The sequence below is a fragment of the Acinetobacter lwoffii genome, assembly GCF_019048525.1.
Taxonomy (GTDB): domain Bacteria; phylum Pseudomonadota; class Gammaproteobacteria; order Pseudomonadales; family Moraxellaceae; genus Acinetobacter; species Acinetobacter lwoffii_K.
Genome location: NZ_CP077369.1, coordinates 832,676 through 848,505 on the forward strand (window position 1 = coordinate 832,676; position 15,830 = coordinate 848,505).

Sequence of the window (15,830 nt, forward strand, 5' to 3'; positions counted from 1 at the left end):
GATCAGCTCAAATCCCTTAATTAAATTAAGTGTATAAGTATTATAAAAAACACTCTATTCTGATTTCATGTTATTGTGATTGGCTACATTGTTCAGGCCATCTTTGGAGATTCGTGTGAGTTACTACCATATTTTAATTGAAGTAAATGACCACATTAGTACGATTGATGAAACCCGTGATATCGAGATCTTTGATATCGAGGACATCCAACCCTATCTTCATTCGATTTTGCTGCCTTATTTCAATGAACAACTGATTGAACTCGACGATGAAAATCTGGAATATAAAGATATTCTGCATCTGGAAATCAAACAGACTTTATTGCCGATCAATGACCTGATCGAAGAAGAACAGCGTCTGTTGCCAAGCGATACCGACATTACCATTAGCGCCTATGAAATTTTTAATAACCGCGAGTTGAGTCAGGATGTCACTACCGTGATCTTTGACCTGCTTGAAGCGGTAAAACTGGATAGCTAAACGTTCTTCCAGATATAAAAAAGTCCTCATTGAGAGGACTTTTTTTTGGTGCATGGATTTAGATCGAGAATGAAGATCCACAACCACAGGTCGTGGTCGCATTCGGGTTTTGTACCACAAAACGTGAACCTTCCAGACCTTCTAAATAATCTACCACCGAACCGACCAGATATTGATAACTTAATGAATCGACCAGGACTTTAACATCGCCATTAGCAAATTCTGCATCATCTTCATTCTGGCTTTCTGCAAAGTTAAAGCCATAAGAGAAACCTGAACAGCCGCCACCGGTCACATAGACACGGAGCATTAAGTCTTGGTTACCTTCACTGTCACGCAACTGGCGTACTTTATTTGCGGCATTGTCGGTGAGCACAAGCGCTTGGGCATTCATGGCGGATTCCTCTGTTGAATGGAATGTCTTTAAAAAGAAAAGACCATATTTAAGTATAGCACACTCAATATATGGTCAGTCTCTACAGATTAAAAGTCAAATCAGAGTAATTTTATCAGGATTATTTGTAGTTCTCATCCTGTAAGGCACATTCAAAGTTTTTCGGATTCTGTTTGCAGCGGAATTGCCACAGCAATTTCATCATACGTTTGTCATAAACGCCGCGTTTGGTCAGGTCAATTCGGGAATCCCGCATCATTTTCTGGTAACCCGGTTTGTCTGCTGCAGGAATATCCATCCAGTATTTTGCTGGAATGTCCGCTTTCATTTTCCCCAAAATACCAAAGGCACGTGGTAACTGACTTCTCACCCATTCACGTGATTTCTGTCCGTAACCTGCCGGAAATTTATCTGGACGGATAATGATATTACCAGTGATCTGCAACACCGGATAATTCACAATCGCGCCTTTGCTACCCAAGCCTTTATGTAATTCCAGCGGTTTAAATACTGCTGCTGGTGCACCAATAATATCCACTTGGCCATTGTTAAACTTGGCACCAAAATTGGTGACATCGGCACTCACCGCCTGTGCGCCGACCTGCTGTACCATGATTTTTTGTGCTTCATCATAATCAAGTACGGCAATTTTTTTACCAGCGGCTTTAGCAACGGTATTAATACTGCGGTCGTTCACCAGCAGGAAAGCATCACCCACAGGAATGACACCGACTACCTCATATTTACCTTGCAGCATATGTTTGGCAAAGGTCGGACTGGCCAGTCCCTGCATTACTTTAACTGCCAGATTCAGATCTGGAATCGCGCCAATAGCATCGAGTGAACCGGTAAAATTATTGAACTGACGGCCACGCATCCCGGTCACACTAATGCCGTCACATTTTCCAGCTTTAAAATCTTCTGCAACCACCGCTTCATTGGTATTCACCCGCAGTTCGACATCTGCACCCCAATTTTTGGCCGCCAACTGATAGTCTTTCATCACACTATAGACATCACCGTTTTTACCAACCAGATCAAATACGCAAATCACCTGTTTAGCTTGCGCCAGACCTGAAACAGCCAGTGTCGCCGTAGCCAATGCCAGTGCTTTCCATCCTCTATGCATCATCCTCATTTCCTTATCGCTTGTTTTTGTTATTGCACTTTTAGTCACATGTGATTGTTTTTTATATAAAACATGCGAATTTAATAGTTAATCAAGCTTAAGCTATTTTATTCGCTGCACAATGGCAGATCTGACCTGGTTCAGCCATAAAAAAAGCCTAGATCAATCTAAGCTTTTTTCTTTAAAAATCAGATTATTCGCCAGCAATTGAACATTCAAAGTTGGCCTTATCGACAGAACAGCGTGCACGTTTTAAGACCGACATCATGCTGGCATCATAGATTCCGCGTTTGGTCATATCCATCCGGCCATCACGTAACATTTTCTGATACTTGGTTTTATCTTCAGCACTCAGATTCATTTTATATTTCGACGGAATACCCGCTTCCAGACGGCTGATCATCCCCATGCTCTTTGGCAGGTTTTTGATAAACCAGTCACGCGATTTTTGTCCAAAACCTGCGGGGAATTTTTCCGGACGAATCACAAAATCAGAGGTGACATGCAGTACCGGGAAATTAAACATTGCGCCGTTATTACCCAGACCTTTATAGATTTCTAATGGCTTGTAGGCATAAGCAGGTGCACCGACCATATCCACCTGACCATTGTTAAATTTGGCGACAAAGTTAGAAACATCGGAGATCACTGCCTGCGCACCGACGCGCTGTACCATGATTTTCTGGGCATCGTCATAGCCGAGTACGGCGAATTTCTTCCCTGCGGCTTTTTCAATCGAATTGATATTCTTGTCACGAACAAAAATAAATGCTGAACCCAACGGTGAAATACCGGCAATTTCGTATTTTTTGCCGCCCATATTACTGACCATTTTCGCTGCATTACGTTTGTCCAGAGCAAAACTGATCGCACGCTGGGCAATGGCATTACTTGGTGCACCGCCCAGTGCATCAATAGAACCAGCAAATTTATTGTATTGACGGGCACGCATGGCTGTCATAAACACACCATCACATTTACCGGCCTTGAAGTCATTGTCGGCAACCGCTTCATCCTGACGGGCAATCAGATTGATTTCTGCGCCCCAGCCTTTTGCAGCCAGTGCCCATTCTTGCGCCATCTGGAAAGACTCACCGGATTTACCCAGTAAGTCAAACACACAGATATCGACTTTTTCTGCATGCGCCGCACTTGCAAAACCAAATGCAGAGAATGCAGCCAATGATAAGAGTGTTTTTTTCATTGTAGTTATCCTTTGAAATCTTGTTATTCGCTGAGTGTCCGTACACGGGACAAATATTAAGCAAGTTTAATTAAAAAAAATAGAGCATTTACTCCATTTAAAACCGGCATTTTGGCCTATAAAGATAAATCAGCAATAGTTGCCTAAGTTATTTTTAAATATATATTTAAATATCAATATCTTAATATTTAAAACTGCTTTCTTATAATTACATTTACCCAGATATAGTTACAAAGATATACATGATTTCAGATTTATTCGCCACCAATCGAACATTCAAAATTGGTTCTTTCTACCGTACAACGCGCGCGTTTCAATACGTTCATCATGCCCTGATCATAAATCCCCTGTTTGGTTAAATCGATCCGCCCATCACGCAGAATCTTTTGGTAGGCCACACGATCTTCACGGCTTAGATTCAGAATATATTTGCTTGGAATCTCAGCTTCCATGCGCTTGACCATGGCAAAGCTGCGCGGTAACTGTTTCACAAACCAGTTTCGGGATTGTGCGGCAAAGCTTGCCGGAAACTTTTCCTGACGAATAATCAGATCAGCAGTGACATTAATCACCGGAAAATTAATCATTGCGCCTTGACGGCCTAGTCCTTTCTGTAATTCCAGCGGTTTAAATGCATAAGCCGGTGCAGCGACAATATCCACTTCGCCCTGATTAAACTTGCGAATAAAATTGGAAATTTCCGACATGACCGGTACTGCTTCAATCCGGTCGACCATGATTTTTTGCGCATAGTCATAATGCAGCACGGCAAATTTCTTGCCTTTGACCTGTTCCAGTTTATTTAGAATACGATCACGAACAAAAATATAGGCTGGGCCAATCTGACCAATACCCGCCACTTCGAATTTTTCTTTGCCAATCTGGGTGATCAGGCGTTTGCTATTGCGTTTATCCAGTACATAGCTGATGGCTTTCATGGCAATGTCATTATTCGGCACGCCGCCAATTGCATCAATCGATCCAGCAAATTTGTTATAAGCCCGGGCACGCATTGAGGTCATATAGAAGGCATCACATTTTCCGGCTTTGACGTCCTGATCGACCTTGGCTTCATCCTGATAAGCGCTTAGCTGAATTTCGGCACCCCAGCCTTTTGCTGCCAGCGCCCATTCCTCCAGCAGTTTGTAAGACTCACCAGATTTCCCCAGTAAATCAAAAACACAGACATTCACTCTGGCTTGAGTTGAAGTCGACACCAAAATGCCCAGTGCCGATAAAATTAAACATCCCTTTTTCATTTTTATTTGACTCTATGATATTTTTTGCTCCATCAGCCTGAACTATAAACCACTGTTCATGCATAAAATAGAGCTTTTACTCAACTTATGCGTCCACCCTAGATCAATTGACAGAGGTGAAAAGCACACTCATTTCAGCAAAAACGGTAAGATTTTTCATTTTCACAGGGCTTTCCTTTAGAATAGGCGCATCTTATTTCTTAGCTTTGATTTCTCAATGATTCAGTTAGACCAGTTATCTATACGTCGCGGTGGACGTGTTTTATTTCAAAAAGCGTCGATGCAGTTACACCCAGGATGGAAAATTGGCCTAACCGGTGTCAATGGTGCTGGAAAATCAACCCTGTTTTCAGCCTTGCTGGGCGGCATGGAATCGGACACCGGTTCGCTGACCCGACCTGCGGTATGGACCGTGGCACATATGGCTCAGGAAATCAAAGCACTGAATATGAAAGCCATTGATTTCGTATTGTCGGGCGATGAAGAATACTGGGATATTCAGCAAAAACTCGATCAGCCGGATCAACTGGATGATGCAGAACTGGCACATTTATATGGCCGTTTTGATGAAATTTCAGGTTATTCGGCTCCTGCCAAAGCCTCGCAGCTGATGGCGGGTCTGGGCTTCTTTGAACATCAATCACAGCTGGATGTTTCAAGTTTTTCCGGTGGCTGGCGTATGCGTCTGAATCTGGCGCGTACCTTGATGAGCCGTTCAGATTTACTACTCCTCGATGAACCGACCAACCATCTGGACCTGGATGCGATTCTCTGGCTAGAAGACTGGCTCAAGGCTTATGAAGGTACGCTGGTGCTGATTTCGCATGACCGGGATTTCCTCGATGCGATTACCGATCACATTTTACATATCGAAAATCAGGAACTGATTTTATATACCGGCAACTACTCGACTTTCGAGCGTACCCGTAGTGAACGTCTGGCACAGCAGCAACAGGCTTATGAAAAGCAGCTGGAAACCCGCGCACATCTGCAAAAATATATTGACCGTTTTAAAGCGCAAGCCACCAAAGCCAAACAGGCCCAAAGCCGGATCAAGCAACTGGAACGTATGCAGGAACTGTCTGCTGCGCATGTCGATACGCCATTTACTTTCAGTTTCCGTGAACCGACCAAAATGAGTTCGCCATTATTGCAACTAGAACATGCCGATATCGGTTATGGCGACAAGCTGATTGTGACCAATGTAAATTTGCAGATCACGCCAAACAGCCGGATCGGTTTGCTCGGTATGAATGGTGCCGGTAAATCAACGCTGATTAAATCCTTGGTCGGTGACTTAAAACTGATTCAGGGTCTGCGTAAAGATTCAGAGCTGCTTAATATCGGTTATTTTGCCCAGCATCAGATGGATGCACTGGATGGTAATGCCAGCCCAATGTTACAGCTGGCACGCATCGCAGATAAAAAAATCAGTGAAGCCAGTCTACGCTCCTTCTTGGGTAGTTTCGGTTTTAGTGGCGAACGTATGGATACGCCAAGCGAAAGCTTCTCAGGCGGTGAACGTGCACGTTTGGCCCTAGCACTGATTGTTTGGCAGCGTCCGAATGTACTGATTCTGGATGAGCCGACCAACCATTTAGACCTGGATATGCGTCATGCACTGACTATGGCTTTACAAGATTTTCAGGGCGCGGTAGTTCTAGTTTCGCATGAACGTCAGCTCATCGCCAGCGTCTGTGATGAACTGCTACTGGTACATAATGGTCAATGCCGTGAGTTTGATGGTGATCTTACTGCCTATGCTGACTGGTTACGCCAAGCCCGTATTGAGATGATTAAAAATGGGCAAAAGCCAGCAGAACCGGTGAAATCCCAAGTCGAAGTCAAACCGACTATTTCCAAACTGGACAAGGAAGCACAACGTAAGGAAGCTGCTCGCCAGCGGGAACTAAGTCGTCCGATTCGCAAGAATATTGAAAAATGCGAAGCACAGATGGCCAAACTACAGCCGCGACTGATTGAAATTGAAAACCTGCTGGGTGACAGTGCTTTATACGAAGCATCACGTAAAAATGATTTGCTGAAACTGATGAATGAGCAAACCGAGCTAAAAGCCAAACTGGAAACAGCCGAAGAGCAAATGCTAGAACTGATGATGGAACTGGAAAGTCTGGAACAGACGTTCTAAAGCTCTTTTAGTAAGATTTAAGATAAGAGATGAATGACCAACGTTGTTCATCTCTTTTTTATTCACTATTTTTAATGTTTTCTCTTCCATTTTCCCCCCTGTATTTTTTCATCTACGTCTAGATGTTTCTTTAATTCTGTTCTTTTCTATTCATTCGACACATAAGGTCATGAATTACACAAACCCTATATAAGTTTATTTTTTAAACAGTTGGATGCCTTATTTCATACATTAATTTACAGCGCGCTGTTTCATCCTAAGGCTCTAATACAAGTGTTTTTTAATTTTTGGCAGCCTTGATACGAGTCTGTTTAATGTTGAACTAGAAAGAGGAAATCCGCATGCGTGCTCTTACCTATCATGGTGCTCGGGATGTACGAGTTGAATCCGTTCCAGATCCAGTGATTCAGGAACCAGATGACGTTATTTTAAGGGTGACAGCCACCGCCATCTGTGGCTCAGATCTGCATTTATACCGGGGGAAAATCCCGGCCACTGAAGACGGTGATATTTTCGGCCATGAATTTATGGGAATTGTAGAAGAAGTCGGCCCTGAAGTAACCGAAGTCAAAAAAGGTGACCGGGTGATTATTCCCTTTGTGATTGCATGCGGTCACTGTTTTTTCTGTGAACATGAACTCATGGCTGCCTGTGAAAATACCAATACCGGCCGTGGTGCAATTCTCAACAAAAAACAGATCCCACCAGGGGCAGCTTTATTTGGCTTTAGCCATCTGTATGGTGGTATACCGGGTGGTCAGGCTGAATATGTACGGATCCCCAAAGGCAATGTCGGACCATTTAAGGTGCCGGGTTCCCTGCCTGATGAAAAAGTATTATTCCTGACTGATATTCTGCCAACCGCCTGGCAAGCAGTGAACAATGCCCAAGTTGGTCGAGGTTCCAGTGTGGCGATTTATGGTGCTGGCCCAGTCGGTCTGCTGGCTGCTGCCTGTGCGCGGATGCTCGGTGCCGAGCAGATTTTTATGGTCGATCACCATCCTTATCGTCTGAGTTTCGCACATCAAACCTATGGGGTGATTCCGGTCAATTTTGATGAAGTCGATGCCGCTGAATTTATCATTCAAAATACCACGGGTTATCGTGGAGTCGATGCCGTCATTGATGCGGTCGGTTTTGAAGCCAAAGGTAGCATGCTGGAAACCGTAATGACCAACCTGAAATTAGAAGGTTCGAGTGGTTCAGCGCTAAGACAATGTATTGCAGCGGTCCGTCGCGGCGGTGTGGTGAGTGTACCTGGAGTTTATGCCGGTCCAATTCATGGCTTCCTGTTTGGTGATGCCTTTGACAAAGGTTTGACCTTTAAAATGGGACAAACCCATGTGCATAATTACTTGCCGCAGTTGCTAGAACATATTGAAAATGGAGATCTGTCTCCAGATCTGATTATTACCCATCGCATGAAACTGGAAGATGCTGCGGAAGGTTACCGTATTTTTGATAAAAAGGAAGAAGACTGTCGTAAAGTCATTCTAACACCATAAATATGATTAAAAAAAAGCGCCGTCAGGCGCTTTTTTATTTTTCATCGTCATTTTATCAATCCTCTTTTTCTTGTTCCTAATCAATATCATTTCAGCGATTCCCTCCCTCTTTTCTATCGAGTAATAAAAGAAATGCCCGATTTTCAATAATGAAATCAAGAAATAACTCAAAAATGAGAAATAAAAAAGTTAAGCAAAAATCGATAAAAGTATGATTTTAAATAAAAATGAAAGTTCACTTGATTATTAAATCAATTATGTAGTTTAGCTACATCTTGAGTTTTTAGTTAACAATATGTTCCACGGTAATGATTAGAGAAACTACACTATATTTACAAGTATTTAATTTATAATAATTTTTTATTTTAAAGCCAATCCAAGGAATAGTCTGGTCATACTAGCAATATATCGCCAAATCTAGCTTTAAATTTAAAATGCTATTTTAAATTTAAAAACACTTATCCACAAGATAATCGATTTCAAATTTGAATTTAAAATAAAGAATTAATACGTGGATTAAAGCTTGCGGAAAAATACTATCTTATTCACATAAAAATTATGGGTAACTTTAGAGTTATCCACATCTCTGATCAGGCTTTCTAGATGCTTGAAGCAATATTATTCACGTATTATTTAGCGTATTAGACCAAGTTTCTTATAAGCTATTTAAAATTTAAAATTTAGTTTTAGCAGCTTTTTATTTATTTTTGAGATATTGGATCTTCTGAATAGGCGATTTATTATTTTTTAGTCGAATCCACCTAAAGTATTCGATCTGTTTTTATTACACGCATCTTTAAATACCACTTTGACTGATCCAGTTTTCACCTAGTGTCGTTAACTGCATGCAAACTTCTCATCGTATAAAGAACGTCTTTCTACCTCACTTTCCTATTCAAAAATTATTTTAGAAGTTCTGATGCAGATCATTTTTATAACGATAGATTCACTCCAGATTTCAGGTATTCTCCCGAGTTGGTAATCTCTATACATAAACCCTTTCTTAGAGTCGATTTGGCTTACTCAACTTGGCTTTTTAAAACCTAAATGAACCCGTTCCATATCTAAAAATCGGTCCAAAATTACTTTATTTTGCCTAGCTCACAGGATATGAGTAAAAAAATTGGTCTAAAAAAAGCGCCTCGAAAGGCGCTTTTTTATATCTGATTTTATCCTGAAGGGTTATGCATCAATATCTGCATTCAAGGCATTTTCTTCAATGAAAGCACGACGTGGTTCTACGTCATCGCCCATCAAGCAAGAGAACATACGATCCGCTTCAATCGCATCGGTAACTGTCACTTGCAGCATGTTACGGTTGTCTGGATCCATGGTGGTTTCCCACAACTGTTCCGCATTCATCTCACCCAGACCTTTATAGCGCTGGATCATCATGCCACGACGTGAGTCCTGCAAGATATGCTGCCAAACCTGATGGAAATTGCTAACCTGAATCTTGCGGTCGCCTTTTTGTAAATATGCACCCTCTTCAAGCAGGCTAAACCAACTCTTCGAGTTCTTTAATAAACGTGCATATTCACTTGAACCTAACAGTACTGAGTCTAACAGGTAGCTATGTGGCAAGTTATGTACATAGATCGTGATACGTGGCAACCAGCTTGCAGTTTTTTGACCATCTGCCAGTTCTTTTTCAAAACGTTCTAGGGTTAATTCTGGACGTAATGTAGGCTGAATGGCTTCAATCGCTACACGTAGATTCCCACCCCATGTTTCCACATAGTTTTTGTCTTCCAGCTGATCCAGCTTAAAGCCTTCCAGTGACAGTAGGGCATCAAGCAGACTCGCAGGATAACGTTGGGTCAAACGTGCCAAGCTCTTCTGGGAAGTCTGATAATCAGCAATCACATTCGCCAGTGCTTCACCACGAATCGCAGGCGCTTCTGCACTGATATGCAGTTCCAGCTCATCAATCGCATTCGAAATTAGGTAAGTCTCCAGTGCATCATTGTCCTTGATGTACTGTTCCTGCTTACCTTTTTTCAGCTTATATAATGGTGGCTGTGCGATATAAATATGACCACGTTCCACAAGTTCTGGCATTTGACGGAAGAAGAAGGTCAACAGCAGCGTACGGATGTGTGAACCATCGACGTCAGCATCGGTCATGATGATGATTTTATGATAACGCAGTTTGTCCGGATTATATTCCTCACGACCAATACCACAGCCGAGTGCGGTAATCAGCGTACCAACTTCAGCAGAGGAAATCATGCGGTCAAAACGGGCACGTTCCACGTTCAGGATCTTACCTTTCAACGGTAAAATCGCCTGCATTTTACGGTTACGACCTTGCTTGGCTGAACCACCTGCAGAATCACCCTCGACCAGGTACAGTTCAGACAAAGCTGGATCTTTTTCCTGACAATCGGCCAGTTTACCTGGAAGACCGGCAATATCCAGCGCACTCTTACGACGTGTCATTTCGCGTGCTTTACGCGCTGCATCACGCGCACGTGCTGCATCAATGATCTTGCCAGCAATCGCTTTGGCTGCTTGTGGATTTTCCAATAAATATTCAGAAAATGCCTTGTTCATGGCCTGTTCAACAGCCGTTTTCACTTCACTCGACACCAGTTTTTCTTTGGTCTGTGAAGAGAATTTTGGATCAGGTACTTTGACTGACACGATGGCAGTCAGGCCTTCACGCGCATCATCACCCGATACCGCAACTTTTTCCTTTTTCAGGATATTTTCGCTGTCCATGTAGTTGTTTAAACCACGGGTCAACGCAGCACGGAAACCGGCCAAATGCGTACCACCATCCTTTTGCGGGATGTTGTTGGTAAAGCAACGTACATTTTCTTGATAAGAATCATTCCACTGCAATGCGACTTCTACCGTAATACCGTTATCGGCCTGTGCAGCAGTGAAATGGAAAATATCATTCAGGTGAGTTTTGCCTTCGTTAATATATTTAACGAACTCAGACAGACCACCTTCATAATCAAAGACATGCTCGGCATTAATGCGTTCGTCACGCAGCACAATACGCACACCTGCGTTCAGGAACGACAGTTCACGCAAACGACGCGCCAAAATATCAACATTAAAAATGGTCTGACTAAAAGTCTCGGCACTTGGCCAGAAACGGACACGAGTACCGGTTCTATTGGTATCGCCCACTACTTTTAATGGATATTGAGAATCGCCATGACGGTATTCTTGTTCATGAATTTTACCGGCACGGTGAATGGTCAATTCGAGTTTTTCAGACAGTGCGTTGACTACGGAAACACCGACACCATGCAGACCGCCAGACACTTTATAACTGTTGTCGTCGAACTTACCACCGGCATGCAGAATGGTTAAAATCACCTCTGCTGCAGACACACCTTCTTCAGGGTGAATGTCGGTCGGAATACCACGACCATTATCAGAAACTGAAACCGATTCATCTTCATGGATCGTCACTATAATTTCATCACAGTGGCCTGCCAAGGCTTCATCAATCGAGTTGTCGACTACTTCAAACACCATGTGGTGCAGGCCTGTACCATCGTCTGTATCACCAATGTACATGCCCGGACGCTTACGGACTGCGTCTAAACCACGTAATACCTTGATGCTAGAGGAATCATAAGCCTTTTCAATGGTTTGTTCTGTTTGAGAAGCAGCTTGATCTTCTGAACTCATGGTTTCTCCCTAGTGAAAAATAGGTCTATCCAAAGATGGGTAAAACTCAAAAAATATTATTGCACAACTTGAACTGTACCGTTTTCAACACTGAATAACTGATATGAGATAGACAAATCATGTAAGTGCTTTTGTACTGATTCATGGTCTAAGGTGGTAATAAAAACTTGACTACCAAGTTGGCTCAATCGCTCAATTAAACGTTGTTGTGCGGTTAAATCTAATTCTGCTGTCACATCATCTAATAATACCACAGTTTCCTTATTACAAGAATGTAGCATTGCGATTTGCGACAGTTTTAGTGCGATCATCAGCAGCTTTTTCTGCCCGCGCGACAGGATCACATCAGCATCCCCCATCGGGGTCTTTAAACGCAAATCTGCGCGATGTGGGCCATATTCGGTATAGCGTCGCTCACAGTCTTTTTCATGCTGGTTGGTCAGATCATTTAGCAGGCCGGTTTCACTATGAAAGCCCGGACTGTATTCCAGACTGACTTGCAATTCAGGTAATAACTGTTTCAGATCATCTTCAAAAAATGGCTTCCATTGTTCCACGATGCCGACACGTTGCGAGTGCAGGATTTCACCATATTCACTTAGCATCTGGTTCCACGGTTCTACATCAGACAGACTCAGAAAACGTTTGCTTTTGAGCAGACTGTTTCGCTGTTTCAGCGCACGAGAATAATATTGCCAGGCATGATAAAACTCTGGTTCCACGTGGAACATCAACCAGTCCAGCAATTGACGCCGTGGCTTGGCACCATGATCGATGATATCGGTACTTTGTGGATCAATCAGCTGTAAGGGTAACAGTTTGGCCAGTTGTCCCTGAGTTGCGACCAGATCACCATTCACCTTGATCAACTGCTCCCCGCTAGCCATTTTTTGCATGCCAATTTTTTCAGTCGCAGATTGTGCAAACACAATCGCATCCTGTGCGCCATGCTGGATATAATTTTTGGGAATATGGGTACGGAAAGAACGACCAGCAGCCAGCAAATGAATCGCCTCTAAAATCGAGGTTTTACCTGAACCATTTTGGCCATAAAAAACATTAAACGGCTGCAATCCGTGGAGAGCAACCGTCTTTAAATTCCGCACACGCTCAATATGTAAACGCGTAATATGCATGTCTTATATGAGTATCAACAGCCGCGGCTTAAACACGCATCGGCATAACGACATAAGTCTGATCGGTATGCGCCGGGTCTTGTACCAAGACAGACTGGTTGGCTTCAGTCATGGTCATTGACACATCATCGCCATCCAGCACACCAAGTACTTCAATCAGATACTGCGCATTAAATGACATTTCTAGCGGTGAATCGGCATATTGAATCACCAGATCTTCAATCGCTTCATCCTGCTCCGGGTTATTCGCACGAAGTTGCAAAGAATCGGCATTGAAGTTTAGAAACACACCACGCAGCTTTTCATTACTTAAAATCGCTACACGTTGCAAAGATTGCTTGAACACATCATGCGCGATCATCACCACTTTGTCGCCACCACGTGGAATCACACGGCGATAATCCGGGAACTTACCATCAATCAGCTTGGTAGTGAAACGTACGATAATATCCGCCTGCTCCTTGTCACGGCTTGACATATTGATGGTCACATTGAGCAGTTCACGACCAATCAATAAAGATAATTGCTCATCTTCAACGCTGAGCAGACGCTGTAATTCTGCAACTGCCTTACGTGGCACAATCGCCTGAATCGGTTGTGTTGCAGTAGATTGAGCCACTGTTTCACACAGTGCCAAACGGTGGCCATCGGTGGTCACAGCACGCAACTGATTGGCATCAATTTCCAACAAAGTACCGGTCAGATAAAAACGTACATCCTGAACTGCCATGGCAAAAGCAGTTTTTTCGAACAGGCGTTTAAGTTCACGCTGTGTCACCGTTACTTGCGTGCCTTGGGTGTTTTCAGTGTTCAGTAATGGATAATCATCAGCAGGCAATGTCCCCAATACAAAACGGCTGTTGCCCGATTTAAGGATACAGCGCTGATCTTCAGTAATATGTAAATCCACCAATGCCGCTGAAGGAAGTGACTTACAGATATCAATCAGCTTACGTGCAGGAACTGTGGTCTCACCTTCCTGCAAACATGCACCTTCAGCCAGTGCTGTACTCGCCACCAGTTCGACTTCCAGGTCGGAACCGGTCACGGTCAATGCTTGCGCAGTCACCTGAATTTTCAGGTTAGACAGGATATTCAAGGTATGGCGACGTTCAACCGCTCCTACGACATGTGAGAGAACATTCAGTAAGCTTTCTTTCGCGATTTTTAAACGCACGGTGCATTCCTCTAAAGCTGAAGATTAATATAGAAAAAGTGATTTTTTTGACGGTTTACTATGCGGCAAAAGCAGCCGCATAGCAAGAATAGAATTTGAGCGATTTAGGTCAACTTTGCAATAGACGTTGCAGGTTTTTATAGTCTTCGTTAAAGATCGGATCTTCTTCCCGCAGGCTCTGTACTTTCTCGCAGGCATGCATCACGGTACTGTGATCACGCCCCCCAAAAGCCATGCCAATTTCCGGAAAACTGTCGCCTGTTAATTCACGTGCCAGACCCATCGCCAGCTGACGTGGGCGGGCATAAATCCGAGTGCGTTTTGGACCGACCAGTTCTTTCAATGGAATCCGGAAATATTCACTGACCACACGCTGAATGTTTTCAGTACTGATGGTACGGGCACGAATTGCCAGCACATCTTTTAAAGATTCACGCACTACATCCAGATCAATTGGTGTGCCTTTAAAACGTGAAATCGCTACCACTTTATTCAGCGCACCTTCCAGCTCACGCACGTTAGCCACCACCTGCTGGGCAATAAACAGCGCACAGTTACGAGGTAAATCAACCTGATTGCTTTCGGCTTTTTTCAGCAAAATTTCAATTCGGGTTTCAATATCTGGTGGTTCAACCCCGACCGACAACCCCCAGGAAAAACGTGAAACCAGACGTGGATCGAGTTCGGTTAGCTCTTTAGGATAACGATCTGAAGTCAGAATGATCTGTTTGGACTCGTCCAGAAGTGCGTTAAAGGTGTAGAAAAACTCGACTAGACTGGCTTCTTTACCGGCCAGCAAGTGAATATCATCAACCAGTAATAAATCCAGAGAACGGCAGTTTTTCTTAAACTCTTCGACTTTGCCCTGCTGCAACGAACTGACAAAATCCTGCACAAAACTTTCTGCAGTCATGTACATGACTCGGGCATTCGGCTTGGCCTGCAACAATGCATTGCCCACAGCCTGCATCAAGTGGGTTTTACCCAGACCGGTCGGACCATATAAAAATAACGGGTTGTGCTGTGAAGCACCCAGCTGGGTCAGTACCTTGCGACAGGTTTCTGCCGCCATCTGGTTAGATCGGCCTTCCACAAACAGCGAGAAGGTAAACAATGGATTCAACTGACGTCTACGGCTATTTTTGCCGCTGTCTTCTTTTTCTTTCTTCGGTTTCGGCACCGGCATCGGTGTCGAAGTCAATGCCGCCGTCGTAGTCGCCGGTTGTTCACTGGCAGATAAAATCGCCCCTGGACGTGAATCGACCAAAATTTCGACCTTGCGTACCCGTCCTTCAGACAATTGCTCTGCCAGAATCGTGATCAGTTCCAGATGATGTTCTTGAATGTAACGCGTCCAGTAAGGATTAGGTGCATACAAACGCAAGCTGTCTTCCAGCTCTTCTGCAACCAATGGGCGAATCCACATTGTAAAGACATTTCCAGAGAGCTCTTGTCGCAGGCGATTTAAGCAGTCCGTCCAAAGCATCTGAATCCCCTATTCATTCCATTGTTCATTCAAAAAAGATGACCGCGACCAAAAGCGGGTCGCCATTCTAACCAAGTTATCCACATCTGTCATGGCAATTTCCACAAAAACTGTGCAAAAAGAAATCACCATGCATAAAATTAAATTTAAAACCCAGTGTGGATAAGTTTACCCGCAAGCTGTGGATAAAATATATCATAAAGTTATCCACAAAGTATAAAATTAATAGAAACAGTTTTATCCACAATATAAGTTA

The 15,830-nt window shown here is 43.4% G+C and carries 11 protein-coding genes; 3 read left to right on the top strand and 8 right to left on the bottom strand.

Annotation, left to right across the window (positions count from 1 at the left end; translation table 11 throughout):
- Positions 1-103 precede the first annotated feature (103 nt).
- Positions 104-481 carry a hypothetical protein gene (locus I6L24_RS03880; protein ID WP_016806936.1) on the top strand — a complete coding sequence of 126 codons (378 nt, stop codon included), beginning with the start codon at positions 104-106 and terminating at the stop codon, positions 479-481.
- A 58-nt stretch (positions 482-539) separates the two neighbouring features.
- On the opposite strand, the gene erpA is transcribed toward I6L24_RS03880, so the two are convergent.
- The 4 genes from erpA to I6L24_RS03900 all read right to left on the bottom strand — a co-directional run bounded on the left by erpA (position 540) and on the right by I6L24_RS03900 (position 4,467).
- Positions 540-875, bottom strand: coding sequence for an iron-sulfur cluster insertion protein ErpA (erpA, locus tag I6L24_RS03885; protein WP_004281944.1), 336 nt, complete (start codon positions 873-875; stop codon positions 540-542).
- Positions 876-996: 121 nt separating this feature from the next.
- On the bottom strand, positions 997-2,004 hold the full coding sequence (locus I6L24_RS03890) for a putative solute-binding protein (RefSeq protein WP_216986614.1): 1,008 nt from the start codon (positions 2,002-2,004) through the stop codon (positions 997-999).
- A gap of 193 nt (positions 2,005-2,197) precedes the next feature.
- Complete coding sequence (locus I6L24_RS03895) at positions 2,198-3,208, bottom strand: putative solute-binding protein (protein WP_005094844.1); 1,011 nt, start codon at positions 3,206-3,208, stop codon at positions 2,198-2,200.
- A 254-nt stretch (positions 3,209-3,462) separates the two neighbouring features.
- Positions 3,463-4,467: a putative solute-binding protein gene (locus I6L24_RS03900; protein ID WP_216986456.1), complete on the bottom strand. Its 1,005-nt coding sequence runs from the start codon at positions 4,465-4,467 to the stop codon at positions 3,463-3,465.
- A gap of 217 nt (positions 4,468-4,684) precedes the next feature.
- Between I6L24_RS03900 and I6L24_RS03905 the strand changes: the two genes are divergently transcribed.
- The gene (locus I6L24_RS03905) at positions 4,685-6,616 is read left to right on the top strand and encodes an ATP-binding cassette domain-containing protein (RefSeq protein ID WP_004281940.1); all 1,932 of its coding nucleotides are present in this window, start codon (positions 4,685-4,687) and stop codon (positions 6,614-6,616) included.
- A 341-nt stretch (positions 6,617-6,957) separates the two neighbouring features.
- A complete protein-coding gene (locus I6L24_RS03910; RefSeq protein ID WP_005104957.1) occupies positions 6,958-8,121 on the top strand; it encodes a zinc-dependent alcohol dehydrogenase in 1,164 nt (387 codons plus the stop codon).
- Positions 8,122-9,303: 1,182 nt separating this feature from the next.
- Here I6L24_RS03910 and gyrB read toward each other — a convergent pair.
- The 4 genes from gyrB to dnaA form a co-directional block, all read right to left on the bottom strand.
- Complete coding sequence (gyrB, locus tag I6L24_RS03915) at positions 9,304-11,775, bottom strand: DNA topoisomerase (ATP-hydrolyzing) subunit B (protein ID WP_004281937.1); 2,472 nt, start codon at positions 11,773-11,775, stop codon at positions 9,304-9,306.
- A gap of 56 nt (positions 11,776-11,831) precedes the next feature.
- On the bottom strand, positions 11,832-12,911 hold the full coding sequence (recF, locus tag I6L24_RS03920; protein WP_004281936.1) for a DNA replication/repair protein RecF: 1,080 nt from the start codon (positions 12,909-12,911) through the stop codon (positions 11,832-11,834).
- A 28-nt stretch (positions 12,912-12,939) separates the two neighbouring features.
- Positions 12,940-14,088, bottom strand: a complete 1,149-nt coding sequence (gene dnaN, locus I6L24_RS03925) for a DNA polymerase III subunit beta (protein WP_004281935.1) — start codon at positions 14,086-14,088, stop codon at positions 12,940-12,942.
- Positions 14,089-14,197: 109 nt separating this feature from the next.
- Complete coding sequence (gene dnaA, locus I6L24_RS03930) at positions 14,198-15,574, bottom strand: chromosomal replication initiator protein DnaA (protein ID WP_004281934.1); 1,377 nt, start codon at positions 15,572-15,574, stop codon at positions 14,198-14,200.
- Positions 15,575-15,830: the final 256 nt, after the last annotated feature.